Source organism: Microvirga sp. (assembly GCF_014699075.1).
Lineage (GTDB): Bacteria > Pseudomonadota > Alphaproteobacteria > Rhizobiales > Beijerinckiaceae > Microvirga.
The window spans coordinates 38,567-63,734 of sequence record NZ_JACXAB010000019.1 but is presented as its reverse complement, the minus strand read 5'-3'; the positions used below and the strand labels follow the sequence as shown (position 1 = coordinate 63,734).

The following is a 25,168-nucleotide window of genomic DNA, read 5'->3' as shown; positions in this document are numbered from 1 at the left end:
ACAACCCGGTCGGTGGCAATGAAGCTCTCCTCCCTGAATCAAGGCCGTGATGGCCGCCTTGTGGTCGTCTCGAAGGACCTGACCCGCGCGACAGATGCATTTTTCATTGTTCCCACGCTCCAGCAAGCCCTGGACGATTGGGAAAAAGTCGAGCCCCGCTTGCGCGATCTGGCCGAGCAGCTCGAACACGGTTCGGTTCCGGCCTTCCGCTTTCACGAGCACGACTGCGCCTCCCCCCTGCCCCGGGCCTACCAATGGGCCGACGGCTCGGCTTATGTGAATCACGTGGAGCTGGTGCGCAAAGCCCGCGGGGCCGAGATGCCCGCCTCGTTCTGGACTGACCCGCTCATGTACCAGGGCGGCTCCGACTCATTCCTCGGCCCGAGGGATCCGATCCCGGCCGCCGACGAGGCGCACGGCATCGACTTCGAGGCGGAAGTGGCGGTGATCACCGGGGACGTGCCCATGGGGGCCACCCGCGAGGAGGCGGCGGCTGCCATCAAGCTGGTGGTTCTTGTGAACGACGTCAGCTTGCGCAACCTGATCCCGGGCGAGCTCGCCAAGGGCTTCGGCTTCTTCCAGGCCAAACCCTCCTCCACCCTCTCGCCGGTGGCGGTTACGCCTGATGAGCTGGGCGAGGCGTGGGATGGCGGCAAGCTGCACCTGCCCCTGCTCTCCACCCTCAACGGCAAGCCTTTCGGCCGGCCCAATGCGGGCGCGGACATGACCTTCGACTTCCCGACGCTGATTGCGCATGCGGCCAAGACCCGGCCGCTCGGCGCCGGCACGATCATCGGATCGGGCACCGTGTCCAACAAGGACGAGGGCGGCGGACCGGGCAAACCCATCGAACAGGGAGGCCTGGGCTATTCCTGCCTGGCGGAGCTGCGCACGGTGGAGACGCTTGTTCACGGCGAGGCCAGGACGCTGTTCATGCGCTTTGGCGACACGATCCGCATCGAGATGAAGGACAATGCCGGCCACTCGATCTTCGGTGCCATCGAGCAGGAGGTCCAGGCCTACGGCAAACAGGCGTGATGCTGCGCCTGGATCACGTTCAGCTGGCCATTCCCCCAGGGGCAGAGGACCTGTGCAGGACGTTCTATTCTGGCCTGCTCGGTTTGAGCGAGGTGCAGAAGCCTCCGGCGCTTGCCAAGCGTGGAGGCCTATGGCTGGAGTGCGGCTCGGTGCGGATTCACCTCGGGGTCGAGGAGGATTTCCGCCCGGCCCGCAAGGCGCACCCGGCCATTACTGTTACCGATCTCGATGCCCTGGCGCGGCTCCTGTCCGACGCTGGCCATGAACCGGCCTGGGACGATGCCATTCCGGATGTCCGGCGCTTCTACGTTCAGGATCCGGTCGGCAACCGGATCGAGTTCATGCAGGACTGACGCCTTAAACGAAAAAGGCCGCCGGGTTCCCGGCGGCCTTTCACCAAGCATCGGAAGCTTACATGCCGCGGCCGCCCCCGGCGATGCCCTGCGCATGCTGCAGGTGCATCTGCAGGTTCGGCAGAGTCTGGCGGGCGAAGGCGGCGAGCGGCGGAACGTCGCCGTTGGACGCATAGGACGAGAACAGGGCTACGGATTCCTGATGGGCCATGACCTGAGCGCCCATATAGGCCGCGTCGAAATCGGAAGCGGTCTGGAGCGAGGCCAGCATCTGCTGATGACGCGGAATCATCGCAGGCGCCGGCATCGGCAGGCCGGAACGGCGCAGCACCGCCGACATCCGACGGGTCGCCATGTTATGCTCGCGGATCATCTGACGGGCGAAACGGCGGACCTCGGGATTCCGTGCCCGGTCCAGAGCCATGCGGCTCGACTCGATCTCCAGGAGATTGGATGAAACTGCGGTGGGAACGAACACAGCCGCTGTGGTGACGGCCATCGGGGCCGGAGCCGACGCCATGGGCGTCATGCAGCCGGAAACGCCGAGTGCCATGGCACCGGCGACAAGAGCGATCTTGAGGTTCATCGAGGGAGTTCCCTTCCTGTGCCCGATCCGTACGGCCGAGCTGACGGCTCCTCAACCATGGAACACCCCTCCACGTTCCGGCAGCGCTGCCTGAATTCCTAACCCATCGGTGAACGCTGCCGCGCGGAACTCTTGGAAAAGACCTGCCTTTTCCTGATGCACATCCTCAGCACAGGGAGAATACCCATGAATCTCGGAAGCATCCTCGACGGCCTCATGCGCAGCCAGGGCTCTTTTGGCGGACGGCCGCAGCAAGGCGGCTTTGGCGGAATGCTCGGCGGATCCGGCGGCTTCGGCTCACAGATCCCAGGCGGCATGGGCGGCCTTGCGGCGGGAAGCCTTTTGTCCCTGATCCTGGGCTCCCGCGGCGGGCGATCAGCCGGTGGCTCGCTGATGAAGGCCGGCGGCCTTGCAGTGCTCGCGAGCGTCGCCTTCAAGGCCTATCAGGACTGGCAAGCCAACCAGGCGCCGGCCGCCGGGCGCCCTGGGAGCGTGCCCGCGCAGCCGCCAGCCGGCAGCGGCTTTCACCTCGAGGAAGAGAAAGACAAGAACGGCCATGAGATGGGCCTCGCCCTCGTGCAGGCCATGATCTCGGCGGCGAAATCCGACGGGCATCTCGACGGCGAGGAAAGCTCGCGCATCCAGGAGCAGATCCAGCAGCTCGGCCTCGGCAACGCGGAGAAGGGCTTCCTCCTCGATCTGATGGCGAAGCCCGCCGACGCCGCAGCCATCGCCCGCCTGCCCAAGACCAAGGAACAGGCCGCCGAGCTCTATGTGGCCTCGCGGGTGGCCATCGGCGACGCGGATACCGCGGAGGAGAAGGCCTATCTCGACCGCCTTATCGCGCTCATGGACCTTCCGAAAGATCTGGTCACCCATCTCGATGCGCAGATCGGCGCCGTTCGTCAGACGGTCGCCACCGACACGGGCGTTTGATCTCACTGAGGAGGCTCCGTGGAATGGCCATGGAGCCTCATCTCTCCAACACCCCTGGAGCACCCCATGAGTGACCACGTCTACAAGATCGTCGAACTCGTCGGCTCGTCCGAGACCAGCATTGAGGATGCCATTCAGACCGCCATCCGGCGGGCCAGCGAAACGTTGCGAAACCTGCGCTGGTTCGAAGTCATCCAAACCCGCGGCCACGTGGAGGACGGCGAGGTGCGCCACTACCAGGTGGTGCTCAAAGCCGGGTTCACGCTGGAAGCGGGCAGCTAGCAGGCTGCCCGCCGCCTAGTCCGCGCTCTATTTTACCTCGGCCTCGTAGATGTAAAGGGTGGACTTGTCGTCCTCGGGCATGAAGTACCCGCGGATCCCTGCATCGCTCGCTTCCATCCAGACCGGGTTGTGGGTCATGTCCATCCCGGCAGCGGTCCAGAGCAGTACAGGTGTCTGGAAGATCGGTCGACCATCGGTGAGGTTGATGATATCGAGCCCGCCGAGACGGAACGGAGCGGCATCAGGCGTGAGGCGCATCTCCGTGACGCCGGAGCACAGCATGCGGCTCTTGCCGACATATTTGCAGTCTTGATAATCGAGGTAATGCGACGTGTTGAGTGCTCTCAGCTTCTCGGGAGCCTCATTGGCATTCGTGGGCTTTCCATGGTCGTCGAGAGACCAACGGTAGAACCGGCGCGAACCCCAGCTCACCCCGTGCAGCGTCTTGTCGTCGGTGTTGTGCACCACGCCGCCAACGTGATCGGCAAAGCGGAACATCTCCTCCGCCTTCATGGTCTCCGGATCGACGCGGTAGACGATGGAGCGGCTGTTTGGCCGGTACTCCGCCACCGGAACCCAGATGTACTTGCCATCGTAATCGATCCCACCCGGATGATAGATCGTGCCTTCGCCGAGGGTGATGTCGGCGATGAGGTTGCCCTTCATGTCAATCTTAAATAGGTGGCCGGTTCCGGCACCCGTGTCGCGGTCATAGCCGTCCACCGCCTGCGGAAACCGCTTTGTCGGCTGCTGGATCTCAACCGAGGACACAAACAGTGTGTCGCCAATCTTCACCATGCCCTGCGGGTGGTGAGTCAGGAAGTTGATCGGAACCGCCGAAACGGGCTTCCACTGCGTGCCGCGCGACAGCTTGGTGACCCGCTCTGCCAGCACAGGGCGGTCAGGCTCTGCTGCTCTGAGCATCGAGGGCACAGCCCCCAGGCAGAGAACAGTCATGAAAGTGATCAGGTGACGTCCCGAAAAGCAGTGCATAGCGATCCTCCTTCAATGACAATCAGCTTCTAGCGAGCGATTGATGTCACTTTAGTGTCGCGCCTGGGCTCTCTGCAAATTGATGAACGATCATGCAGCCCCATCGGGTCATGAAGTTCCTTACCCTTCCAATTCCTCCCGCAACATTTCCAAGTCCAGCCACCGCTCCTCGGCCGCATGCAGTTCCGTCTGCAACGCCGTCAGGGCATCCATGGCTTTCTGGAAGCGGGCCGGATCGCGCGCATAAAGCTCCGGATCGGCGAGGATCTCCTGTACCTTGGCGATCTTCGCAGTCAGTTCTTCCATGCGCTTGGGAAGCGTCTTGAGATCGTGCTGCTCATTGAAGGAGAGCTTGCGCTTGTTCTGAGCCTGAGGCGCAGCAGCCGGCTTGTCGGCGCTCTTCGCCTTCGCTTCCTTCTCGACGACGCGGGCCTGCACGCCGCGTCCGCGCTGGGACACCATGTCGGTGTAGCCGCCCGCATATTCGAGCCAGCGTCCCTCGCCTTCCGACACGAGCACCGAGCTCACCGTGCGGTCGAGGAAGTCGCGGTCGTGGCTGACCAGGATGACCGTGCCGGAATAATCCTGGATCATCTCTTCGAGCAGATCGAGAGTCTCCAAGTCGAGATCGTTGGTGGGCTCGTCGAGCACCAAGAGGTTCGAGGGCTGCGCCAGGGCGCGGGCCAGCATCAGCCGGTTGCGCTCGCCGCCGGAGAGCACGCCCACGGGGGTGCGAGCCTGCTCGGGCGAGAACAGGAAGTCCTTCATGTAGCCGATCACATGCTTGGTCTGGCCGCCGATGGTGACCGTGTCGCCGCGACCGCCCGTGAGCGTTTCGGCCACGGTGGCGGTGGGATCGAGGCTCGCGCGGCGCTGGTCGAGGGTGACCATCTGCAGGTTGGAGCCGAGGCGCACCCGGCCTTCGTCCGGCGCCTGAACGCCTGTCAGCATGTTGATCAGGGTCGTCTTGCCGGCGCCGTTCGGCCCGATGATGCCGAGCCGGTCCCCGCGCAAAACGCGCAAGGACAGGTTGGTGACGATGGGCCTGTCGTAGGCCTTCGAGATGCCCTCCGCCTCGACCACGAGGGTGCCGGACTGCTCGGCCTCGGCGAGGCTCATGGTCACCGTGCCGACGGCGCGGTTGCGGTCGCGGTATTGCTGGCGCATGGCGTGGAGGTTGCCGAGGCGGCGCACGTTGCGCTTGCGCCGGGCGGTCACGCCATAGCGCAGCCAGTCGGCCTCGGCCACGAGCTTGCGCCCGAGCTTATGGTGCTCGGCCTCCTCCTGCTCCAGCACCTGGTCACGCCATTCCTCGAAATGAGCAAAGCCACGATCCATGCGCCGGGTTCGGCCCCGGTCGAGCCAGACGGTCGCCTGGGACAGGCTTTCCAGGAAGCGGCGGTCGTGGCTGATGAGCACCATCGCCGAGCGCAGGCTCTTGAGCTCGCCTTCCAGCCATTCGATGACCGGCAGGTCCAGATGGTTGGTGGGCTCGTCGAGGAGCAGGATGTCCGGCTCGGGCGCCAGCACATGGGCAAGCGCCGCGCGGCGGGCCTCGCCGCCTGAGAGGTCGGCGGGCTTCTCTTCCCCGGTCAGCCCGAGCTGCTCCAGCAGGTAGCGTGCCCGGTAGGGATCATCCCCCGGCCCGAGACCCGCCTCCACATAGGCAAGCGTCGAGGGATAGGCCGTGAGGTCCGGTTCCTGGGCGAGATAGCGGACGGTCGCGCCCGGCTGCATGAAGCGCTTGCCGCGATCGGCCTCGATTTGCCCTGCGGCGATTTTCAGCAGGGTGGATTTGCCCGAGCCGTTGCGGCCCACGAGGCAGGCCCGCTCGCCCGGAGAGACGGACAGTTCCGCGCTCTCGATGAGAGGCGTGCCGCCGAACGTGAGAGCAATGTCCTGGAGGGTCAGAAGAGGAGGAAGCGCCATTCCTGCTCCCCTGACACCTCTTCGCCGCAGATGCAAGGCCGCTCAGGAATGCTACGGGGTGGACGCTCTCCCGTCTTTGTGCTCCCCTGCTGAGGTTAAGCTGAGCGTTTGAATGACCCTGACGAAGCGTCTGCTCCTTCTGGCGTTGATTTCGGTTCTGCCGGCCATCGTCATCTGGACATACACTGAAGTGTCCCTGCGCCGGGCTCGCGAAGCGGAGGTGAACGATCTTGCGGTCCGTCAGGCTCAGCTGGTGGGCGCGGAAATCGAGCGCATCTTCGATGGCGTCCAGGGGCTTCTGCTCGCCATCGACGAGACGCAGTCCATCCGCAACTTCGACACGGCCGTCTGCAGCCCCTACCTGAAGGCCATTCAGGAGAAGGTGCCCTACATCCTGTCCTTCGTGGCCATGGACATCAGCGGGCACATCCGCTGCCGGCCGACCGGCACCATCGATACCCAGCACTATTATGCGGACAGGCCCTATTTCCACAACGCCCTGGGCCAGAAGGGCTTTGTCGTCGGGGAATATACGCCGGCCTTCGAGGAAGGCGGTTTGGGGCGGCATCCCGTGCTGCCTCTCGCCCTGCCGATCTGGAATGACAGGGGCGACGTGGTCGGCGTGCTGGCCGCGGCGCTGGATCTGAGATGGCTCAGCGAGAAGCTGAAGGAGCGCACCGTGCCGGAGAACGGCTCGGTCACCGTTGCCGACAGGAACGGCATCGTTCTCGTGCAGGAGCCGCAGCCAGAGCGGTTCCTAGGCCGGCTGCTGCCGCAGGAGTTCATGGCACAGGCCAAGGCCGGAGAAGCCATAACCGCTCAAAGCACCATTCCCGATGGCGTCAGGCGCGTCCTCGCCCACGTGCCGCTGCAGCTCCCGCCCAGGGATATCTACGTCAATGTCGGGTTGTCGACAAAAGCCGCCTTTGCTGGGATCAATCAGGCCGCACAGCGCGGTTTCATGCTGATCACGGCGGCGCTCATTCTGGCGCTGTCCCTGTCGGCGCTGCTGAGCCGCGCCTTCATCACCAAACCCTTCGAGATGGTGACGGACGGCATCCAGGCCTGGCGGCGTGGCGATTACCGGGCGCGGATTCAGCTGCCGCGCAAATCCGGTGAGTTCAGCATCCTGGCCAAGGCGTTCAACGACCTCATGGACGACGTGGCCGAGCGCCAGCAGGCGCTTCAGCTGAGTGAGGAGCGGGCGCGTCTGGCCCTCGAGGCAGGCCACATGGGAACCTGGTGGTACGATCCGGACAAGGATGCCGGCGGCTGGTCCCCGCAGGCGGCCGCGATGATCGGGCTGCCTGAAGCCATGGCGACGATGAACCCGAGGGACTGGGTGGGCATCCTTCATCCCGAGGACGCGGATCGCGTCATCGAGAAATGGCGCGCGGCGGTGAGGAGCCGGGGCGACTACGAGGACGAGTACAGGATCCGTGACAAGAACGGGAACATCCGCTGGATCAACTCCAGGGGCCGCGTGTTCCTCGATACGCAGAAGCGGCCGGTCTATTTCGTCGGCATCCTGCACGACATCACCGAACAGAAGCACGCCGAGGAGCAGCAGCGCTTCTTCCTGAACGAGCTGAACCACCGGGTGAAGAACACCCTGGCCACGGTCCAGTCGATCGCTTCCCAGACCCTGCGCACAACGGAGTCGCCGGGACAGTTCAGGGAAGCTTTCGAGGGCAGGCTCCTGGCCTTATCGAAGACTCACAACCTCCTGACGCGGCAGTCCTGGCGCGAGGCGGAACTGCGCGACGTGGCGGAACAGGAACTGGCCCCCTACCGCAAGGCCGGCGACGCGCGGGTCGTGCTCGAGGGCCCTGACGTGAAGCTGCCGGCGCGCTACGCCATCAATCTTGGGCTGGTTCTGCACGAGCTGGTGACGAACGCGGCCAAATATGGGGCGCTCTCCACCAATGTGGGCCATCTGGAGGTGGCTTGGTCCGTCATCGAGAGCGAGGATCGCCCGAAGCAGTTGCGCATCCGCTGGTCCGAAAGCGGCGGGCCGCCCGTTGCGCCGCCCAAACGCCAGGGCTTCGGCTCACGCCTCATCCGACGCAGCATCGAGGGCGAGCTCGGGGGCTACATGGTGCTGAACTTCGCCGAGAGCGGAGTCGCCTACGACATTTCCGTTCCGCTGACGCCACCGGCTAGCGCAGCAGCATAGACAGCAGGCGGTTCATGCTTCTTCCATAGGGCGCCTTCGTCATGCCGGCTCCGTTGAAGCGCGCCTGCCGGAACACCGACCGGGCATGGCTGAAAGTCTTAAAGCCCGCCTCTCCGTGATAGGCCCCCATGCCGCTCGGCCCCACGCCGCCGAAGGGCAGCTCCTCCTGCACGCAATGCAGCAGCGTGTCATTGATTGCGACGCCACCGGATTGCGTCCTGGCAAGAACGCGCTCGGCGGTCGCCTTGTCATGGCTGAACAGGTACAGGGCCAAGGGATGCGGACGCGCGCCGATGAAGCGGCAGGCCTCCTCGACATCGTCATAGCCGACGACGGGAAGGACAGGGCCGAAGATCTCCTCCTGCATGGCCTGAGCCTGATCGGGCACATTGGTCAGCACCACAGGCGCGAGCTTGCGCTGCGCTGCATCCAGCGTCTCGCCGCCCGGATTGATCTCGTGCACCTGTGCGCCGCGCTCGCGCGCATCGTCGATGAGATGGCGAAGGCGTGCATGGTGCCGCTCGCTGACGATCCCCGTGTAATCGGGATTGGCCGCAAGGGTCGGGTACAGACTTGCGACCGCATCCCGATAGGCAGCGACAAATGTTTCCTGCTTGTCACGCGGCACGAGCACGTAGTCGGGCGCAATGCAGGTCTGGCCCGCATTGAACAGCTTGCCGACGGCGATCCGCTCCGCTGCCTTCTCGACCGGGTAATCCGTCGCTATGAGTGCAGGCGATTTCCCTCCCAGCTCCAGCGTCACCGGCACGAGATTGTCGGCCGCCGCCTGCATGACCTGACGCCCGACCGATGTGGAGCCGGTGAAGAGCAGGTGATCGAACGGCAGATGTGCGAACACCCGCGCTACATCGGGCTCACCCTGCACCACGGCCACTTCCGCCGAATCGAAAACCTCCGCAATCACCTCCTCCATGAGTGCGGAGGTGCGCGGCGTGATCTCCGAGGGCTTGATCATGACCCGGTTGCCCGCTGCCAGCGCTCCCGCAAGCGGCCAGAGCGCGAGCTGGACCGGATAATTCCACGGGCTCACGATTCCGACGATGCCGAGGGGCTGATAGAGGGTGTGCCCGGTGCCGGGTTGGAACATCCATTGAATAGGGCGGCGGCGCGGCTTCATCCAGCGGCGGAAATTCTTGCGCGCATGGCGTAAGGCGGCGATCACCGGGTAAAGATCCGCCAGCTTCGTCTCATGCGGCGAGCGATGCCCGAAATCGGCCGCGATGGCCTTCGTGAAGTCATCGGCATGGCGCACGAGCGCCTCGCCGAGCGCGCCGAGCGCCTCGTCGCGCCGCTCAGGCAACAGTCCCCCCTGCTCCGCCCAGGCATGCTTCTGGGCTTTGAAACAGGCCTGCAGCCGGTCTCTGGCCGGATTGGGGACGGCGTCGTGCACGGGTCAAAAGCTCCTCTGGCTCCAGGCATCATATGGCGGAGGAAACATCATTCTCAACACAGCATCGCCCGAGACGGATTGACGGGGCGTGCCGGATCGCAAGGATAACCCTTTGACCCGTCCCGCAGGAGAACGACAGTGAACAGCCCCTCCCCCGTGCTGTCGATCGAGAATCTCTCCATCGGCCTGCCGGCCCTGGCCGACCGGCAGCACGCGATCAGGAACCTGTCGCTCTCCATCAAACCGGGCGAGACCCTGTGCGTGGTGGGCGAATCCGGTTCCGGCAAGTCAATGACCGCCATGGCGGTCATCGGCCTGCTGCCGGTAGGCGTCGGAGTCCTGTCGGGTGCGATCAAGCTGGGCGGGCGCGACCTCCTGTCTCTCGATGAGTCCGGCTGGTGCGATGTTCGCGGTCGGGAGGTCGGCACGGTGTTTCAGGAGCCGATGACCTCGCTCAACCCGGTGATGCGGGTAGCGGACCAGATTTCCGAGACCTTCCGAGCCCATGGACTGCACAGCTCCAGTGAGCGCGACAGGCGTGTGCTCGACCTCCTGACGGAGGTGCACCTGCCTCACCCGGAACTGATTGCCAGAGCCTATCCGCACGAACTCTCCGGCGGCCAACGCCAGCGGGTGATGATCGCCATGGCGCTGGCGCTCGAGCCCAAGCTCCTCATTGCCGACGAGCCGACCACGGCGCTCGATGTGACCACGCAGGCACAGGTGCTCAAGCTCATCGACAACCTGCGCCGCAAGATGGGCACGGCGGTTCTGTTCATCACTCACGATTTCGGCGTGGTGGCCGAGATCGCCGACCGGGTGGCCGTGCTGCAGCACGGCGAACTGGTCGAGGAAGGAACGGTTGATGAGGTGCTCACCCGCCCGCAGCACGCTTACACCAAGCGGCTGCTTGCCGCCGTTCCCTCTCTGACGCCTCCGGCCCCCAAGGTGCTTGCAGGCGAGCCCATTGCCCTCAAGGTTGACGGCCTGACGAAAACTTATGGTGGCCGCGGCTTCTTCCGCAAAAGCCGCGAGGTCCAGGCGGCGGACGCGGTGAGCTTCGACATCCGGCGTGGCGAGACGCTCGGGCTCGTCGGAGAGTCCGGCTCCGGCAAATCGACGGTCGGGCGCTGCGTGCTGCGGCTGATCGAGCCTGATGGCGGGGCCATCACCATCGGGGATCTCCCGTTCGGCACCCTGTCCCAGCGCCAGTTGCGTTCCCACCGCCAAAAAATCCAGATGGTGTTTCAGGATCCCTTCGCCTCCCTCAATCCGCGACGCACCGTCGGTCGCATCATCGCCGAGGGGCCGGTCACGCAAGGAATGGACCCGGCCAAGGCTCTCGATGATGCGCGCATCCTGCTGGAGAAGGTCGGGCTTCCCGCACAGGCCATCGACCGCTATCCGCATGAATTCTCCGGCGGCCAGCGCCAGCGCATCGGCATCGCCCGCGCGCTCGCCATGCGGCCGGACGTGCTGGTGGCGGACGAGGCCGTCTCAGCCCTCGACGTGTCGGTTCAAGCTGAGATTCTGAAGCTGCTGAAGGGCCTCCAGGAGGAGTTCGGCCTTGCCATTCTGTTCATCACCCACGACCTGAGGGTTGCCGCCCAGATCTGCGACCGCGTGGCTGTCATGCAAAAAGGGCGGATTGTGGAAATGGCTGAAACCGCGCAACTGTTTGCGCATCCGCGGGATGCCTATACCCGCCAGCTCCTGGCCGCCGTGCCGGGCATGCACACAACGTTTTAGGGAGACGACACCCGTGAACGATCAGGTCAGCGCGACGGTTGCGCCCAACATGGTGTTCCAGAATTTCATCGGCGGACGCGACCGCCCTGCATCGGACGGCATGACGCTCGATGTATTCTCGCCCGTCGACGGCACGCTCTTCGCCCGCATCGCCTCCGGCACGGCGCAGGACATCAATGAGGCCGTGAAGGCTGCTCGTGAAGCGCTTGATGGCGCATGGGGCAAGCTGACGGCGACGGAGCGCGGGCGCCTGCTCATGACGCTTAGCCTCGCCGTTGAGGCCCATGCGGACGAGTTGGCGCTTCTGGAAAGCCGCGACAATGGCAAGCCGCTGCGCCAGTCCCGCGCCGATGCCGTCGCACTCGCCCGCTATTTCGAATTCTACGGCAGCGCCGCCGACAAGCTGCACGGCGATGTGATCCCGTATCTCAACACCCATTTCATCGGCGTCGAGCGGGTGCCGCACGGGGTGACGGGACATATCGTGCCGTGGAACTACCCGATGCAGATCTTCGGCCGCTCGGTAGGGGCGGCATTGGCTGCCGGCAACGCCACCGTGGTGAAGCCGGCGGAGGACGCCTCGCTGACGATCCTACGCATCGCGGCGCTTGCCCGCGAAGTCGGCTTGCCCGAAGGCGCACTCAACGTGGTGACGGGCCTCGGCCGCACGGCAGGCGCGGCACTCGCCGGTCATCCGGGCATTGATTTCCTGTCCTTCACCGGCAGCCCCGAGACTGGCACGGCCGTCCAGGTTGCGGCAGCGCGGAACCATGTGGGCGTGACCCTCGAACTCGGCGGCAAATCGGCCCAGGTGGTGTTCGACGATGCGGATCTCGAACGCGCGCTGCCGACCCTCGTCAACGCCATCATCCAGAACGGTGGCCAGACCTGCTCGGCCGGCAGCCGCCTGCTGATCCAGCGCGGCATTTTCCAAGACGTGGTCGACGCCGTCGCAGAGCGCTTCCGCGCCCTGCGCGCCGGCCACCCGGAGCATGAGCCCGATCTTGGCCCGATGATCAACCAGGCGCAGCAGCGCCGCGTCCTCGGCTACCTGGAGCGTGGACGCAACGAGGGCCTCACAGTCGTCGGCGAGGGTGTGGTGGCGCTCGACGCGCCTCCCGGCGGTTATTACGTGGCGCCAACCTTCCTCGCTCCCGTTCCGCACGAAAGCATCCTGACCCAGGAAGAGGTCTTCGGACCGGTGCTGGTGGCGACGCCCTTCGAGGATGAGGCGGAGGCCATCCGGCTCGCGAACGGCACGCAATTTGGCCTTGCGGCAGGCGTCTGGAGCCGGGACGGGATGCGCTCCACGCGCGTCTCCCGCGCCATGCGCGCAGGCCAGGTTTTCGTGAATTGCTATGGGGCCGGCGGCGGCATCGAGCTGCCCTTCGGCGGCTTCGGCCGCTCGGGCCATGGCCGCGAGAAGGGTTTCGAGGGTCTGATCGAGTTCACCACGACGAGGACGCTCGTCATCGCGCACGGATAAATCAACACGTTTCAATCAGGGGAAGAACGCATGAATCGCCTTGAAGGCAAGGTGGCGCTGGTCACGGGCGCCGGGTCGGGCTTCGGCTTGGGGATCGCGGAAACATTCGCCCGCGAAGGCGCCAAGGTCGCCATCGTCGACATCAACGAAGCGGCGGCCAAGAGCGCGGCGGAGACAATCGGCACTTCCGCCATCGGATTGGCGGCCGACGTGTCGAAGGCCGCCGACGTGAACGCAGCGGTCGAGAGGACCATCTCGGCCTTCGGCAAGCTCGACATCGTCGTCAACAATGCGGGCATCAGCCATCGCAACCGGCCGATGCTGGAGGTCGAAGAGGACGAGTTCGACCGTGTCTTCGCGGTGAACGTGAAGTCGATCTACCTCTTCGCCAAGGCGGCCGTTCCGCTGATGCAGAGGCAGGGAGGCGGCGCGATCATCAATGTAGGCTCAACGGCAGGCCTGCGCCCGCGTCCGGGCCTGACCTGGTACAACAGCACCAAGGGCGCCGTGCACACCATGACCAAGTCCATGGCCGTGGAGCTCGCCCCCAGCAGGATCCGCGTCTGCGCTCTGGCCCCGGTCGCCGGAGAGACGCCGCTGCTCGCCACCTTCATGGGCGAGGACACGCCCCAGAAGCGCGAGCAATTCGTCAATTCCATCCCGCTCGGCCGCTTCTCGACCCCGCAGGACATCGCCAACGCGGCTCTCTACCTCGCCTCGGACGAAGCCAGCATGATCACCGGCGTGGTGCTGGAGGTCGATGGGGGACGGTGTATTTGAGGCCAGCAACATCCGCCGCGACATCGCCGACCCTGTGCCGATGGTCGCGGTTTGAAATGACACGCCCTGTCATTCCGGGGCTGCGCAGCAGAGCCCGACCCGAAGGGCCGCGCCGAAGGCGTGGAAATCCATAACCGCTAACGGTACAGAACCAGACGTAACACTGCTCGCTCTTCTTGAAACGTGGTGGTTATGGATTCCGGGCTCGTCTCTGATGAGCCGCCCCGGAATGGCAGGGGCCCATCAGCCCTTGGACCACGCGAACGTCAGCGGCGACTCCCGGAAGGCAAACCGGTCGAGATGCGAGACGACAACGCCTTTCATCCGCTGCAGCGTCTCGTCGTCCTCTGCCTCCACTTTTACCGTGAGGGCCTCAGAATCCGCCGTCACGGTGGCAACGGCGGCCGGGAAGCGCACGATTCCCTCGTTTTCCGACAGGTGGACATCCAGCTTGTGGCTCCAGTGCTTGCAGAGCTGCTGGAGGTATCTGGCGCCGTTCACAGTCGGCACCCGGGATGTCTCAAAAGCCATCTCAAAGCCTTTCGTTGCCGCCAAAACCGTTCACACGAGTGGGCTTTGCGGGTCACTCAACAAGCCTGCTTAGGCTTTCCCAGAACCGAAGTTAAGTGAACAATCCGTAACGGCGGTCTTCCATCCGGCGCCATCCTGCGTAAGCTGAGAACATCGCGACCTGTCGCAGCCCACACCGGATGGAGTTCAAGCCTGATGACGAAGCGCCTCCTGACTGCCGCCCTCCTCCTCTCCGTCAGCGCCCTTCCGGCTTTGGCCGCCAAGACCTCCCTGGTGGTGGGCATGCCCATCGAGCCGCCGGGTCTCGATCCGACGATCGCCGCCCCCGTGGCCATCCGCGAGGTGACCTGGGTCAACCTCTACGAAGGCCTGGTGCGCATCGATCGCAGCGGCAAGGTGCAGCCCCTGCTCGCGAAAAGCTGGGAGGTCTCGCCGGACGGCCTCTCCTACACCTTCCGCTTGCAGGAAGGCGTGAAGTTCCACGACGGTTCGACATTCGATTCGGCGGATGTGAAGTTCGCCTTCGACCGCGCCCGCGATCCGAAATCGACGAACGCCCAGAAGCAGATCTTTGCGCCCATCACGTCCATCGAGACGCCCGATCCCGCCACCGTGGTGATCAGGCTGAAGGAAACCTCGGGCAACTTCCTCTACTATCTCGGCTGGGGCGACGCGGTGATCGTGGCGCCCGAAACGGCAGCCAACAACGCGGCGAACCCAGTCGGCACCGGACCGTTCAAGTTCAAGTCCTGGACACGCGGCGACCGGGTGGAGCTGACGAAAAATCCCGATTACTGGCAGAAGGACAAGGTGAAGCTGGAGAGCGTCACCTTCCGCTTCATCAGCGATGCGCAGGCGCAGGTGGCGGCCCTGCGCGCGGGCGACGTGGACGCCTTCCCGAACCTCGGCGCACCGGAGCTCTTCGCCGAGTTCCAGAAGGACAACCGCTTCAAGGCGGTGGCCGGCAACACGGAAGGCGAGACCGTCGCAGGCATCAACAGCGCGAAAAAACCCTTCGACGACGTGCGCGTGCGCCGCGCGCTCATGCATGCTGTCGACCGCAAGGCGCTGATCGAGGGCGCCTATTCCGGCTTCGGCCAGCCTATCGGCAGCTTCTTCTCGCCGAACAACCCAGCCTTCGTTGATACCACGAACGTCATTCCCTACGACGTGGAGAAGGCAAAGGCGTTGCTGAAGGAGGCAGGACACGGCAACGGCCTGTCGATCACCATCAAGTCGCCCCAGATGGCCTATGCCAGCCGCTCGGCGGAACTGCTCTCGGCCATGATGGCGGAGGTCGGCGTCGACCTGAAGATCATCCCGACCGAGTTCCCGGCCAAGTGGATCGAGGAGGTGTTCAAGAACAAGGATTACGATGTCACCATCGTGTCCCACACGGAGCCACTCGACATCGAGATCTTCGCCCGCGACAGCTACTACTTCAACTACAAGAACGAGAAGTTCAAAGCCCTGGTGGCGGAAGCAGCCAAGACCACGGACGAGAAGGCGCGTTTCGCGAAGTACGCCGAGGCGCAGAAGATTCTCGCCGAGGACGTGCCCGCCCTCTTCCTGTTCCAGCTGCCGAAGCTCGGCGTGTGGAACGCGAAGGTGCAGGGTCTGTGGGAGAACTCACCGATTCCGTCGAACGATGTGACGGAAGTTTCGTGGAGCGAGTGAGACAGGGATATGGTCTCACGCAGCTTCCTTTGACACGCCATCATCCCCGGACTTGTTCCGGGGATCCACGTCTTAACACCGCTCAAAGACGTGGATGGCCGGGACGAGCCCGGCCATGACGGAAAGGTTTCACCTGGTCACAGTACCCTCCCCGCAAGGGGGAAAGAGAGAAGCGTAAACTCGTGCTGCGTCTCGTCATCACCCGACTCGTTTCCCTCGCGGTGACACTCCTGTTCGTGTCGCTGGCGATCTTCCTGATCCTGGAGGTTCTGCCGGGCGATCCGGCTGCCATCATGCTCGGCACAGCCGCACGGGAGGATACGCTGGCCGCGTTGCGGCAGGAGCTCGGACTCGATCAGCCGGCGCTCCTGCGCTATCTGCAATGGATCGGCGGAATCTTTCAGGGCGATCTCGGCACGTCGATCACCTACAAGATGCCGGTCTCGACGCTTGTGGCCGAGCGCATGAACGTGACGCTTCCGTTGAGCCTGCTCGCCATCCTGATCTCGACTGCCCTCGCCCTGCCGCTCGGCGTTGCAGCGGCCGCGCGGCGCGATGGGCCGGTGGATCGGGCCGTGCTCGTGTTCAGCCAGCTCGGCGTCGCGGTTCCGAATTTCTGGATTGGCCTCCTGTTCATCCTGTTCTTCTCCACCTGGCTCGGCTGGTTCCCGGCGGGCGGCTTTCCCGGCTGGAACGCTGGCGTCGGCCCTGCCCTGCAGGCCCTGCTCCTGCCGGCCGTGGCGCTTGCCCTGCCCCAGGCCGCCGTGCTCACCCGCGTGACGCGCTCGGCCACCCTGGAAGTGATCGGCGCCGACTTCGTGCGCACCGCCCGCGCCAAGGGCGTCGACAAGAGCGCAACGCTGCGCCGTCATGTGGTGCCGAATGCGCTCATTCCCGTGACGACCATCCTGGGCCTGCAGCTCTCGTTCTTCTTCGGCGGCGCGATCCTGGTCGAGAACGTATTCAACCTGCCCGGGCTCGGACGGCTCGCCTACCAGGCGCTCAATCAGCGCGACCTCGTGGTGATCAAGGACATCGTGCTGATCTTTTCCGGTCTGGTGATCGTGGTGAATTTCCTGGTCGACATCGGCTATGCCATCCTCGATCCGCGTCTGAGGAGTCGGGCATGACGAAGCGAGCGCGCATTCCGCTGAATTCCGCGCTTGTGGTCGGCGGCATTCTGACAGTGCTGCTCATCGCCACGGCTCTCCTGTCGCTCGTCTGGACACCAGAAGTGCCGACCCGCGTGCGTGTTGCCATGCGCCTGAAAGGCCCCGGCGAGGTCGGCATCCTCGGCACGGATCATTTCGGCCGCGATGTCGCTTCGCTGCTCATGGTTGGGGCGTGGAACTCGCTTGCCATCGCCTGGCCGGCGGTTCTGCTGGGGGCAGCCATCGGCACCGCCATCGGCTGTGCGGCAGCCGCTTGGAAGGGCTTGGCGGACGAGATCGCCATGCGCGTGTCCGACGTGGTGTTTGCCTTCCCGGCCGTGCTCTCCGCCATCATGATCGGCGCACTCCTAGGCTCCGGGCCGCTTGCGGCCATTCTGGCGATCGCGGTGTTCAACATCCCCGTCTTCGCCCGCGTCACGCGCGGCGTTGCCCTTCAGGTCTGGACGCTCGACTACATCGCAGCGGCGCGCGCCATCGGCAAGCATCCGCTGCGCATCACCTGGGAAGACGTGATGCCCAACATTGCGGGTGCATTGATCGTGCAGGTCACGATCCAGCTCGCTCTCGCGATCCTCACCGAAGCAGGCCTGAGCTACCTGGGCTTGGGCGTGCGCCCGCCGAACCCGAGCTGGGGCCGCATGCTCAGCGATGCGCAGACCTACCTCTCGCAGGCGCCGCACCTTGCCATCGCGCCGGGCATCGCCATCGCCCTTTCGGTGCTCGGCCTGAACCTTCTCGGTGATGGCTTGCGCGACGCGCTCGATCCGACGCTGAAGGGAAGAGGCGCTACGGCTTAAGCGCCTCGGCAAACCCATTCTCGACCTCATCCTGAGGAGCAGACGCGTCTGCGTCTCGAAGGAGCTTCAAGAGAGCACTGGATGATCCTTCGAGACGGCCGCTTCGCGACCTCCTCAGGATGAGGGTGGAGTATTGGTGAGCGCTCTCAAGCCGCATTGCTCGTTGCCTTCTGCAGGTCAGCCAAAATCTCGTAAGAACGCAACCGCTTGCCGTGATCGTAGATTGCCGAGGCGACGATGAGTTCGTCCGCGTCGGTCTCGGCGATGAAACCCTCCAGTCCTTCCCGCACGGTCTTCGCGGAACCGACGAAGGAGCAGGAGAGCATACTCATGGCCTGCGCTTTTTCATGCGGCGTCCAGTAGCTCTCGATATCGTCGATCGGCGGCTGAAGCTTGCCGCGTGTGCCGCGGAACATGTTGGTGAAGGCCTGCTGTGCTGAGGTGAAGAGACGCTTCGCCTCCTCGTCCGTCTCGGCGGCGATCACATTGACGCCCACCATGGCGTAGGGACGGTCGAGCTGGGCGGACGGCTGGAAGCGCTCGCGGTAGACCTGCAGCGCCTGGATCAGGGCACCCGGAGCGAAATGGGATGCAAAAGCGTAAGGCAGCCCCAGCATGGCAGCCAACTGCGCGCCGAACAGGCTGGAGCCCAGAATCCAGATCGGCACGTTGGAGCCTGCCCCCGGCACGGCCTGAATCACCTGATCGGGCTGCACGGGCCCGAGCAGCGCCTGCAATTCGAGCACGTCCTGCGGGAAGGTATCGGCGGCGGTCGGATCCCGGCGCAGGGCCCGGAGCGTGCGCTGGTCGGTGCCAGGCGCGCGACCGACGCCGAGATCGATGCGGCCTGGGTAAAGCGCATCGAGGGTGCCGAACTGCTCGGCGATCACCAGGGGCGAATGGTTCGGCAGCATGATGCCGCCAGCACCCACGCGGATCGTCCTGGTGCCGCCGGCCACATGGCCGATTGCCACGCTCGTCGCCGCACTCGCGATGCCCACCATGTTGTGGTGCTCGGCGAGCCAGAAACGGGTGTAGCCCCACTTCTCGGTGTGCTGCGCCAGGTCGAGAGAGTTGCGCAGGGCATCGGAGGCCGTGAAGCCTTCGGGGATATGCGCGAGATCGAGAACGGAGAAAGGAGGCATGGACAATCTTTCTGGTGCGGTTCAAGGCCGAACAAGGGTGATCATGAGATCATCATTCTTGGCCTCGGATACAACCCGCCGAGCCTCCCGCTCGGGGCACACCAGCCCTGCAAGTAAAAACCCGGCGTCTGGGACGCCGGGTTTCCGCTGGCTTGACGGATCAGGGATCAGCCGCGGGTGCGGGCGCGGATCATGTAGCTGTCGAAGGCGTATTCGGCCACTTGGAACCAGAGGTATTCCTCGTTGCGGAAGGCGCGGATCGAGTCGATCAGCTTCTTGAAGTCCGCATTCTGGGCGGAGATCTCCGCATAAACCTCATTGGTCGCCTTGTAGGCGGCATCCAGGATCTCCGCCGAAAACGGGCGCAGCTGCGCGCCGGCGCCCACGAGGCTGCGGAGTGCGGCCGGGTTCTTGGTGTCGTACTTGGCCAGCATGTCCTGGTTCGCCGCCATGGCGGCGGATTCCACGATCGCCTTGTAGTGCTTCGGCAGCGATTCCCACTTCTCCTTATTGAACATGAAGTGAAGCGTCAGGCCGCCTTCCCAGAATCCTGGATAGTAGTAGTACGGCGCGACCTTCTGGAAGCCGAGCTTCTCGTCATCGTAAGGGCCGATCCACTCGGCGGCGTCGATGGTGCCGCGCTCGAGCGACGGATAGATGTCGCCGCCGGCCACCTGCTGCGGAATCACGCCCAGCTTCGCCATCACCTGACCGGCGATGCCGGCGATGCGCATCTTCAGGCCCTGCAGGTCCTGAACGGTCTTGATCTCCTTGCGGAACCAGCCGCCCATCTGGGTGCCGGTGTTGCCACCGGGAAGGGCATAGAGGTTATGCTTGGCCATGAACTCGTTCACGAGGCCGATGCCGCCGCCATGATACTGCCAGGCATTGAGCTGGCGGGCATTGAGCGTGAACGGCACTGCCGCGGCGGCCGCGAAGGTCGGGTCCTTGCCGACATAGTAATAGGCTGCCGTATGGGCCATCTCGACCGTGCCGGAGCTGACGGCGTCAGCGGCCTGGAAGGTGCCGACGATCTCGCCTGCTGCGAAGGGCTGGATCTGGAACTTGCCCTCGGTCGCCTCGGACACGTACTTCGCCAGGAAGTCGGCCCCGCCATAGATCGTGTCCAGGGACTTCGGGAAACCCGAGGTCAGACGCCAGCGGATCTCCGGATTGGATTGGGCGATGGCCGGCTTGGCAATGGCACCGGCTGCAAGGCCTGCACCGGCTGTGGTGAGAAAGTTGCGGCGTTTCATGATTGCCTACTCCTGTTCGGGGGCATGTCGCGCTTTGAAGGAGGCCCGGTACAAGGGATTGGTGACGCTCAGTAAAGTTAGACTAAAGTTTTAAATTCAATGTCCCACGCGTGGCGGCTTCCGGCGAGCCAATCAACAGCATCCGTGATGGTTCCAGACTAACATATTGATAAGCTTCACACACTTTCTGCGGATGGTTCGAATTCACAGATCGAAGTGGGTTAGCGCGTGTCGCGAGCTATGAGATCAGCGCAGAAGCAGGCAGGCGAGCTTGCACACGAAGCATGAGTTCGGATGCCGGGCCTTACGCGTCGCGAGATGAGACGCCGGGCTAAAGGATCGACAGTCGCGAGCGTGAGCAATCGATCTCGGCCATGGCTCCGTAGGGCAGCGTCGCGATCGGGTCGGTGTGGCCGAAATCGAGTTCCGCCAGAACCGGCAGATGATGGAGGCCAGCCTCGTCGAGCGCGCGCAGGACCGTCCGTTCCTGTTCCTGCCGATACGCTTCATCGGTCTGCCCTCCGGGCCGCCCGAGAACGATGCCGGACAGGCGGTGCAGGATGCCCTGCGCTGCGAAGTTGCGCAGCCAGCGGAGCACCTGTGTGGCCGCCGGCGCCTCCTCGGAGGTTTCGTAGAACAGGATCGCGCCGTCCCAATACGCCAATGGAGGCCACCAGTCCGAGCCTTTGAGCATCTCCAGCACTTCGGCGCAGCCGCCGATCAAGTGTCCCCGGACGGTGCCCTCTCCCTGCAGGATTCGGGGACCGGTCGAGGGTGTCAGCTTGCGACGTTTGTTCTGGTTCTCAGGATCCTTCCAGGGCAGGTGCTCGACCGTCCATCCCTGGCTGTTCGCCTCGATCTCGCCGATGGGTGTCGTTTGGAAGACAGCCTTGCGCACGGAGGTTTCCGCGTAAGCGTGCATGCCGCCATTCTCGGCAAAGCCTGACATGATCATTGGGCCGTAGAAGGAGCAGAGACCAGCCTTAAGGCAGCCGAAATGCAGGACTGTCGGGTCCGAATAGCCGAGAAACACCTTCGGATTGCGCGCGATCACATCGAGATCGACATGCGGGATCAGCCGGATGGCATCGTCGCCGCCGATGCTGGCAATGACGCCTTTGATGGAGGGATCAGCAAAAGCCGCGTTGATGTCCTCGGCGCGTGCCTTGGGATTCCGGTCGAGCCAATCCACTTCGCGCAAAACGTGAGGCATCTCGACGGGCACGAGTCTGAGCGCATCCGCCAGATAGCGTTTGCCGGCCTCGTAGCGATGCGGGAAAACCGCCGGGCCGCCCCAGCTCGTCGAGACGATGGCAACGCGATCACCCGGCCGAAGGGCCTGCGGTTTGACGAGAGGTCTCTGCCACCAGCGATCCGCCATGATGTCCTCTGCGAAGTGAGCACACTTTTTGGCAGATCCTGCGCGCAAAGAAAACGGCGCTGCTCACGCAGCGCCGCCCATTGTTGGGATCGGTGCTGAGGCTTAGAAGTCCATGCCGCCGGCAGGCATGGCCGGAGCAGCGTCCTTCTTCGGCTTCTCGGCGATCATCGCCTCGGTGGTGATGAGCAGGCCCGCCACCGATGCGGCGTCCTCGAGCGCCACACGCACGACCTTCGCCGGATCGATGATGCCGAACTTGTACAGGTCGCCGTATTCGCCGGTTTGGGCATTCCAGCCGGCAGCGTAGTCCCTGGCCTCAGCCACCTTGCCGACGATGACGGAGCCGTCCTCGCCCGCATTGATGGCGATCTGACGAGCCGGAGCCTGGAGCGCGCGGCGCACGATTTCGACGCCGGTCTTCTGGTCGTCGTTGGCGGGCTTCACGGCATCGAGCGCCTTGAGTGCACGCAGCAGGGCTACGCCGCCGCCGGGCAGGATGCCCTCCTCGACCGCCGCCTTGGTGGCGTGCATGGCGTCATCGACGCGGTCCTTCTTCTCCTTCACCTCGATTTCGGTCGCGCCGCCGACGCGGATCACCGCGACGCCGCCTGCGAGTTTGGCGAGACGCTCCTGCAGCTTCTCACGGTCGTAGTCGGAGGTGGTCTCCTCGATCTGCGCCTTGATCTGGCCGACGCGGGCTTCGATGTCGCGCTTGTCGCCGGCACCGTCCACGATGGTAGTGTTCTCCTTCTCGATCACCACCTTCTTGGCGCGGCCGAGCATGTTGAGCGTGACGTTCTCCAGCTTGATGCCGAGATCCTCGGAGATCGTCTGCCCCTTGGTGAGAACCGCGATGTCCTCGAGCATGGCCTTGCGACGGTCGCCGAAGCCCGGAGCCTTCACAGCGGCGATCTTCAGGCCGCCACGCAGCTTGTTGACCACGAGGGTGGCAAGAGCCTCGCCTTCTACGTCCTCGGCGATGATGAGGAGCGGCTTGCCGGTCTGAACGACGGCTTCCAGCACGGGCAGCATGGCTTGGAGGCCCGAGAGCTTCTTCTCGTGGATGAGGATGTAGGGATCCTCAAGCTCCACGCGCATCTTCTCGGCATTCGTGATGAAGTAGGGCGAGAGGTAGCCGCGGTCGAACTGCATGCCCTCGACCACTTCGAGCTCGGTCTCCAGGGACTTCGCTTCCTCGACGGTAATCACGCCCTCGTTGCCGACCTTCTGCATGGCCTCGGCCAGCATGCGACCGACGTCAGAGTCGCCGTTGGCCGAGATGGTGCCCACCTGGGCGATCTCGTCGTTGGACGTGACCTTCTTGGCGTTCTTCCTGAGATCCGCCACCACGGCCTCGACGGCAAGATCGATGCCGCGCTTGAGGTCCATGGGGTTCATGCCGGCGGCCACAGCCTTGGCGCCTTCGCGGACGATGGCCTGAGCCAGAACGGTCGCCGTGGTGGTGCCGTCGCCGGCACGGTCGTTCTGCTTGCTTGCCACCTCGCGTACCATCTGGGCGCCCATGTTCTCGAACTTGTCGGAGAGCTCGATTTCTTTCGCGACGGTGACGCCATCCTTGGTGATGCGCGGAGCCCCGAAGCTCTTCTCGATCACCACGTTGCGGCCTTTGGGGCCGAGGGTGACCTTCACCGCGTCGGCGAGGATGTCGACGCCGCGCAGCATCTTGTCGCGAGCGTCCAGGGCGAATTTGACTTCCTTAGCAGCCATTGTTCGTCACTCCTGTGAGACGTAACGATGTGTGACTCTGATTATGGATTTGGCCTTAGGCGGCCTTCTTCTGGACGGCGGACTGCTCCAGCACGCCCATGATGTCGCTCTCCTTCATGATCAGGAGATCCTGGCCATCGATCTTGACCTCGGTGCCGGACCATTTGCCGAACAGCACCGTGTCGCCGACCTGAACGTCGAGGGGCACGAGCTGGCCCTGCTCGTTACGGGCGCCGGGTCCGACGGCGATCACCTCGCCCTGCTGGGGCTTTTCCTTGGCGGTGTCGGGGATGATGATCCCACCCGCGGACTTCTGTTCGGCCTCGATGCGGCGGACCACAATCCGGTCATGCAAAGGACGGAACTTCATGAAGCTTCCTCCAATGATATCAGTCTATTAACTGCCTCAAGCGGAGCCGTTCGGGCCTCCGCGGTCGATGATTTGGTTGAAAGAACGTCACCGTTCAAGAGGGGTCATGAAAATTTTTTGGCACTTATGGGAACCGAGTGCCAAACCGGTCTCGCTGTCATTCCGGGGCGAGCAAAGGGAGAGCCCGGAATCCACAACCGCTAACAGGGCAGAATAGGACTTTATGAGAGCCGCAGCACTCTTGATCAGCGTCGTGTTTATGGATTCCGGGCTCCGCTACGCGGCCCCGGAATGACAGTGGAAAACTAAGTATGAACCTTAGAAGGCCTCGGCTTTAGTAATGCGGCGGCGGAGGCTCGGGCGAGCGGGGCCCGGTGCTGTCCTCGACCTCCTCAACCCTGTCCAGCACCTCGTTGAGCTGGCGCCTGAGGGCATCGATCTGCTTCCATTGGGCAATGACCGTCTGGTTCAGGTCTTCGATCACCTGATCCTGGTAGGCGACGCGCACCTCCAGGGCCTCGATCCGGGCATTGGCGGCATCAGGATCGGTCATCATTCGACTCCCCTGCCTCCACCAAGCCATGGCCCAGGGCCACACGCTCGTCGAACACGAAGCACTCGCCCTTCCACCGGCTCTCGGCTTCCGGCGTGTCCTCCAGGTATTTGAGGATGCCGCCCTTCAGGTGGAAGACCTCCTCGAAGCCCTGGTTCAGCATATAGGCGCTGGCCTTCTCGCAGCGGATGCCGCCGGTGCAGAACATGGCGACCTTCCTGTGCTTGGCCGGGTCGAGCTCGTTCTTCACGAAATCCTTGAACTCGCTGAAGCGCTTGATCCGGGGATCGACCGCGCCCTCGAAGGTGCCCATCTCGACCTCGAAGCCGTTGCGGGTATCGAGAAGCACGATGCCGGGCTCCTCCAGGAGCCGGTTCCACTCGGCCGGCGACACATAGGTGCCGACCCGGCGCAGGGGATCGATCTGCGGATCGCCCAGGGTCACGATCTCCTTCTTCAGGCGCACCTTCATGCGCTTGAACGGCATTTCGGACGCGGCGGAGAACTTCAGCTCCAAGTTGTCGAGGCGGCTGCCGAACAGCGCCCCTGCCCGCAATTCGGTCATGAGCGAATCGATGCCCTCCCCCGTGCCGGCCACGGTGCCGTTGATCCCTTCATGGGCGAGCAGGAGCGTGCCCTTGATCCCGAGGTCGAGGCAGAGCGCATGAAGCGGGTCCTTGAGTTCCCGGAAGTCGGGCAGCGGAACGAACTGATAGAGAGCGGCAACCTTGTACGTCATGGCGGCTGTTTATCAGGAGGAGCCGAGCCGGGGAACCCGGCTGCGTGATCCGCGATGTCGCTCCAATAGTGACACACGCTCGTCATCACCGGCCTTGTGC

General features: G+C 64.2%; 23 protein-coding genes. 11 read left to right on the top strand and 12 right to left on the bottom strand.

Going from position 1 to position 25,168, the window contains the following annotated elements:
• The first annotated feature begins 18 nt into the window (after positions 1-18).
• Together IC232_RS20505 and IC232_RS20500 are read left to right on the top strand one after the other, a co-directional pair.
• Positions 19-1,038, top strand: a complete 1,020-nt coding sequence (locus tag IC232_RS20505; protein WP_190846813.1) for a fumarylacetoacetate hydrolase family protein — start codon at positions 19-21, stop codon at positions 1,036-1,038.
• Positions 1,038-1,391, top strand: a complete 354-nt coding sequence (locus IC232_RS20500) for a VOC family protein (RefSeq protein ID WP_210335441.1) — start codon at positions 1,038-1,040, stop codon at positions 1,389-1,391. Before IC232_RS20505 ends, IC232_RS20500 begins: the two co-directional genes overlap by 1 nt.
• A 58-nt stretch (positions 1,392-1,449) precedes the next feature.
• Here the strand turns inward: IC232_RS20500 and IC232_RS20495 are convergent, their stop codons facing one another.
• Positions 1,450-1,977 carry a DUF4142 domain-containing protein gene (locus tag IC232_RS20495; RefSeq protein ID WP_190846811.1) on the bottom strand — a complete coding sequence of 176 codons (528 nt, stop codon included), beginning with the start codon at positions 1,975-1,977 and terminating at the stop codon, positions 1,450-1,452.
• 186 nt (positions 1,978-2,163) lie between these two features.
• Between IC232_RS20495 and IC232_RS20490 the strand changes: the two genes are divergently transcribed.
• Both IC232_RS20490 and IC232_RS20485 read left to right on the top strand, forming a co-directional pair.
• Positions 2,164-2,913, top strand: a complete 750-nt coding sequence (locus tag IC232_RS20490) for a tellurite resistance TerB family protein (RefSeq protein WP_190846810.1) — start codon at positions 2,164-2,166, stop codon at positions 2,911-2,913.
• Positions 2,914-2,979: 66 nt separating this feature from the next.
• The gene (locus IC232_RS20485) at positions 2,980-3,195 is read left to right on the top strand and encodes a dodecin (RefSeq protein ID WP_190846809.1); all 216 of its coding nucleotides are present in this window, start codon (positions 2,980-2,982) and stop codon (positions 3,193-3,195) included.
• A gap of 27 nt (positions 3,196-3,222) precedes the next feature.
• Here IC232_RS20485 and IC232_RS20480 read toward each other — a convergent pair whose 3' ends face one another.
• Positions 3,223-4,152, bottom strand: a complete 930-nt coding sequence (locus tag IC232_RS20480) for a DUF6454 family protein (protein WP_246812310.1) — start codon at positions 4,150-4,152, stop codon at positions 3,223-3,225.
• Positions 4,153-4,308: 156 nt separating this feature from the next.
• Positions 4,309-6,117, bottom strand: coding sequence for an ABC-F family ATP-binding cassette domain-containing protein (locus tag IC232_RS20475; RefSeq protein WP_190846807.1), 1,809 nt, complete (start codon positions 6,115-6,117; stop codon positions 4,309-4,311).
• Between the two features lie 112 nt (positions 6,118-6,229).
• Between IC232_RS20475 and IC232_RS20470 the strand changes: the two genes are divergently transcribed.
• A complete protein-coding gene (locus tag IC232_RS20470) occupies positions 6,230-8,293 on the top strand; it encodes a sensor histidine kinase (protein WP_190846806.1) in 2,064 nt (687 codons plus the stop codon).
• On the opposite strand, the gene IC232_RS20465 is transcribed toward IC232_RS20470, so the two are convergent.
• The gene (locus IC232_RS20465; RefSeq protein ID WP_190846805.1) at positions 8,277-9,704 is read right to left on the bottom strand and encodes a coniferyl aldehyde dehydrogenase; all 1,428 of its coding nucleotides are present in this window, start codon (positions 9,702-9,704) and stop codon (positions 8,277-8,279) included. The genes IC232_RS20470 and IC232_RS20465 overlap by 17 nt on opposite strands.
• 138 nt (positions 9,705-9,842) lie before the next feature.
• On the opposite strand from IC232_RS20465, the gene IC232_RS20460 reads away from it, so the two are divergent.
• The 3 genes from IC232_RS20460 to IC232_RS20450 are packed head-to-tail and all read left to right on the top strand — an operon-like array spanning position 9,843 to position 13,719.
• Entirely contained in the window at positions 9,843-11,453 is a 1,611-nt protein-coding gene (locus tag IC232_RS20460) for an ABC transporter ATP-binding protein (RefSeq protein WP_190846804.1), read from the top strand.
• Between the two features lie 13 nt (positions 11,454-11,466).
• Complete coding sequence (locus IC232_RS20455; protein WP_409564947.1) at positions 11,467-12,939, top strand: aldehyde dehydrogenase family protein; 1,473 nt, start codon at positions 11,467-11,469, stop codon at positions 12,937-12,939.
• Positions 12,940-12,969: 30 nt separating this feature from the next.
• The gene (locus IC232_RS20450) at positions 12,970-13,719 is read left to right on the top strand and encodes an SDR family oxidoreductase (protein WP_190846803.1); all 750 of its coding nucleotides are present in this window, start codon (positions 12,970-12,972) and stop codon (positions 13,717-13,719) included.
• Positions 13,720-13,962: 243 nt separating this feature from the next.
• On the opposite strand, the gene IC232_RS20445 is transcribed toward IC232_RS20450, so the two are convergent.
• Complete coding sequence (locus IC232_RS20445) at positions 13,963-14,250, bottom strand: DUF2218 domain-containing protein (protein ID WP_190846802.1); 288 nt, start codon at positions 14,248-14,250, stop codon at positions 13,963-13,965.
• A gap of 195 nt (positions 14,251-14,445) precedes the next feature.
• Between IC232_RS20445 and IC232_RS20440 the strand changes: the two genes are divergently transcribed.
• From IC232_RS20440 to IC232_RS20430, 3 genes are all read left to right on the top strand, one after another.
• On the top strand, positions 14,446-15,927 hold the full coding sequence (locus IC232_RS20440; protein ID WP_190846801.1) for an ABC transporter substrate-binding protein: 1,482 nt from the start codon (positions 14,446-14,448) through the stop codon (positions 15,925-15,927).
• 182 nt (positions 15,928-16,109) lie between these two features.
• Positions 16,110-17,057, top strand: coding sequence for an ABC transporter permease (locus IC232_RS20435; protein ID WP_190846800.1), 948 nt, complete (start codon positions 16,110-16,112; stop codon positions 17,055-17,057).
• A complete protein-coding gene (locus IC232_RS20430; RefSeq protein ID WP_190846799.1) occupies positions 17,054-17,896 on the top strand; it encodes an ABC transporter permease in 843 nt (280 codons plus the stop codon). The genes IC232_RS20435 and IC232_RS20430 overlap by 4 nt, the downstream gene beginning before the upstream one ends.
• Positions 17,897-18,042: 146 nt before the next feature.
• Here IC232_RS20430 and IC232_RS20425 read toward each other — a convergent pair whose 3' ends face one another.
• The 7 genes from IC232_RS20425 to IC232_RS20395 form a co-directional block, all read right to left on the bottom strand.
• Positions 18,043-19,041, bottom strand: coding sequence for an LLM class flavin-dependent oxidoreductase (locus IC232_RS20425; protein WP_190846798.1), 999 nt, complete (start codon positions 19,039-19,041; stop codon positions 18,043-18,045).
• Between the two features lie 167 nt (positions 19,042-19,208).
• Complete coding sequence (locus IC232_RS20420; RefSeq protein ID WP_190846797.1) at positions 19,209-20,297, bottom strand: TRAP transporter substrate-binding protein; 1,089 nt, start codon at positions 20,295-20,297, stop codon at positions 19,209-19,211.
• Positions 20,298-20,628: 331 nt separating this feature from the next.
• The gene (locus IC232_RS20415) at positions 20,629-21,678 is read right to left on the bottom strand and encodes a S66 peptidase family protein (protein ID WP_190846796.1); all 1,050 of its coding nucleotides are present in this window, start codon (positions 21,676-21,678) and stop codon (positions 20,629-20,631) included.
• 102 nt (positions 21,679-21,780) lie between these two features.
• A complete protein-coding gene (gene groL, locus IC232_RS20410) occupies positions 21,781-23,406 on the bottom strand; it encodes a chaperonin GroEL (protein ID WP_190846795.1) in 1,626 nt (541 codons plus the stop codon).
• A gap of 55 nt (positions 23,407-23,461) precedes the next feature.
• A complete protein-coding gene (groES, locus tag IC232_RS20405) occupies positions 23,462-23,776 on the bottom strand; it encodes a co-chaperone GroES (RefSeq protein ID WP_190846794.1) in 315 nt (104 codons plus the stop codon).
• 334 nt (positions 23,777-24,110) lie between these two features.
• Entirely contained in the window at positions 24,111-24,329 is a 219-nt protein-coding gene (locus tag IC232_RS20400; RefSeq protein ID WP_190846829.1) for a SlyX family protein, read from the bottom strand.
• The gene (locus IC232_RS20395; protein ID WP_190846793.1) at positions 24,316-25,068 is read right to left on the bottom strand and encodes a rhodanese-related sulfurtransferase; all 753 of its coding nucleotides are present in this window, start codon (positions 25,066-25,068) and stop codon (positions 24,316-24,318) included. The genes IC232_RS20400 and IC232_RS20395 overlap by 14 nt, the downstream gene beginning before the upstream one ends.
• Positions 25,069-25,168: the final 100 nt, after the last annotated feature.